Annotated in this window: 5 protein-coding genes and 1 pseudogene; all 6 read left to right on the top strand. The window is 45.6% G+C overall.

Annotated elements, in window-relative coordinates; translation table 11 throughout:
- A partial coding sequence (locus IKG78_RS06190) for a hypothetical protein (RefSeq protein ID WP_290941014.1) occupies positions 1–185 on the top strand: 185 nt, incomplete at its 5' end.
- 15 nt (positions 186–200) lie between these two features.
- Positions 201–572 (top strand): hypothetical protein, encoded by a 372-nt coding sequence (locus IKG78_RS06195; protein WP_290941017.1) that lies wholly within the window; start codon positions 201–203, stop codon positions 570–572.
- Between the two features lie 37 nt (positions 573–609).
- Positions 610–1,047, top strand: a complete 438-nt coding sequence (locus IKG78_RS06200) for a hypothetical protein (protein WP_290941019.1) — start codon at positions 610–612, stop codon at positions 1,045–1,047.
- On the top strand, positions 1,044–1,412 hold the full coding sequence (locus tag IKG78_RS06205; RefSeq protein WP_290941022.1) for a hypothetical protein: 369 nt from the start codon (positions 1,044–1,046) through the stop codon (positions 1,410–1,412). The genes IKG78_RS06200 and IKG78_RS06205 overlap by 4 nt, the downstream gene beginning before the upstream one ends.
- A gap of 18 nt (positions 1,413–1,430) precedes the next feature.
- Complete coding sequence (locus IKG78_RS06210) at positions 1,431–1,712, top strand: hypothetical protein (protein ID WP_290941024.1); 282 nt, start codon at positions 1,431–1,433, stop codon at positions 1,710–1,712.
- A gap of 183 nt (positions 1,713–1,895) precedes the next feature.
- Positions 1,896–2,407: pseudogene (locus IKG78_RS06215) on the top strand (hypothetical protein); the annotation flags it as partial.

Consider the following 2,407-nt stretch of genomic DNA (forward strand, 5'->3'; position numbering starts at 1 on the left):
AGAAATTCGAAAACGGCGATGGCTACAACAGCCCGGTTATCACGATTGATTCGAAAACAGGTTCTTTGTATGCGACGCTTGATTTTCAAAGTTATAGAATCGGCACGGTTGAGGATTCTTTAGAGACATTGGAAGATAGGGCGCATGAGGCTTATATGGTCTTGATGGGCTATCATCCTGATTAGAGAGGATTTTGAAAAATGGGAAAAATCAATATCGGCGATTTGAAGCGCCGCGAGTACCATGATAAAGATTGCGTTCGTTTTGAATACGAATTGCCGATTGCCGATGCAACGGAGGTTAAAAAGCTGGTATTTGTTTTCGAGCGCGAAAGCAACAGTGCTAGTTTCTGGAAGGTTCAGGTTGTTTACCCGAAAACGTATTTCGTCAATGCTCTGGTTTACGAATTCGAAATTCAGATGCCGAGCATGATGTATGCGCAGAATATCGTTTCTGTTTGCGAAATGTGCCTTAACGCTTTTCAGAATACTTTGAAAATCGAAATTCAAGACAAGTCGATTGTTGATTTTGCAATCGGCGATTTAATCGGAGGTTTCAAAGATGCCGAATAGGTCAGGCAAGTTTTACCGCAAAAACGAAGCTAGGATTATGAAGAAGCTTGGATTGAAGCCCACGAAGGGCAGCGGTTGCGGTTGGGTCGAAAAGGAAGATGGGCAATCCGAAAACGTGATTTGCCAACTTAAAAGCACAGACCATAAATCGATATCTTTCAAGTTGCAGGATTTTGAAACGCTTGAATACAATGCGAACGTTGCGCACAAGATACCGCTTTTCGCGTTGCAGTTCATCGAATCAGATGACGTTTTCATTTTGATGCGCCCAAGTGATTTGAAGGATTTAGCCGCTCATTGCGATGGCGAGGCTTTCGAGCGTCCAAAGACGTTTGCAGAGATTTTCAAAAATATCCAAGACGTTATGCCGAATCAGTTGCCGGATGGTATGATTAGAACGGCTGCTAGTGCTAGGGATGCGTATAACAAAGAGTATGAAAAGCAGTTCGAGAAAGAAAGGAAAAGCGCGTTATGAGCGAGGAAAAGCAGATTAAAATTAAAGAAGTCGTGCAGCTTAACGGTTATAGCCTAAAGGCGAGTGGTGCTGTCGATTTGGTTTTAGTTGCCGAGTATGGCGAGTTGGTCAAGAGCGTTCAGGTTTTGCAGATGCTTAACAACGATGTGACGATTAAAGCCAAGGTTCCGGGCAACAAGGCAATGATGCTTGGCGTGTGGCGCGTTAAGAACGTTATTGTTGATGGTGATGGAGAAAGCAAGTTGAAGTTTAACGGTCTTTCCGATTTCATCGAAATGCAGAATCTTAATCTCTTGCCGTTGAAGAGTGATGATAACCCGCGCTTTCAAATTCTCATGGAGGCGCAAATTGAAATTGAGGAATAGAAAGGGGTGAGAACTGAAATGGCTAATAAGAAAATCACGTATGAAGAGATTTCGAGCGCAAAGGTAACCGATAAGCGCAACGTCGTTATTTCGTCTTGTTCGCGTGGCGGTTACACGATTGCTCAGCAAGTTACCGTTGAAGAGGGTTCAACCGAAACCAAGCTTTTCATGAAGGGTGCTATTCGCGTTGATTCTGTCGATGGTCTTAAAGCTTTGCGCGATGCAATTACCGTTGCGATTACCGAGGCTGAAACTTGGGATGAAACTCCGGCAGATGCGGAAATTGCCGAAAATGATTAGAAAGTCGCTCAAAATCTCGTTTTAAGCTATTGAAACGTCGTTTTGGGTGTGTTAAAATGAAATGGCAGGGTTGCAGTTGCACCTTGACAAGTGAATAGGGCAAGAAGCCTAGCGTAAAATCGAGTAGCTAGAATCAGTAGTGAAACGCAAGGGGCGTTCACGAAATCGAAAGGAGATTTGAAAATGGCTACGAATTTCAGTATTGCGGATGGCGTTAAGGTTATCGCCGAAAATCAGAATCAGGAGCAGCTTGAGGAATTCGGCAAGCGTTTTCCGCGCCTTGCAATCATGATTTCCAAGTGCGTTGCAAAGGCTGGTGATGATTTCGTTGAGCTGATGAGCTATATCCCGTCGCACGTTACGGCTCAGAAGGTCAACAAGTCCATCAAGGATAATGCCGTTTCCGATGGTTCCGACGAAGAGCCTATTGAAGAGGCAGAAGAGGAAAAGGCAGAGCCGGAGAAGCCCGCGCCCAAGAAGCGTGGTCGCAAGCCTAATGCTAAGCCCGAACCCGAGCCGGAGCCGGAGCCTGTCGATGATGACGATGACGATTCCGACGATGACGGCTATCAGAGCAAGACGGCTAAGGAGCTGTACAACGAGTGCAAGAAGCGTGGTCTGAAAGTCGAGCCGCGCAAGTCGAAGAACGTCTATATCGAAGCGCTCGAAGCCGATGACGCTAAGGGTGACGATGA

Source organism: Fibrobacter sp. (genome assembly GCF_017545445.1).
Lineage (GTDB): Bacteria > Fibrobacterota > Fibrobacteria > Fibrobacterales > Fibrobacteraceae > Fibrobacter.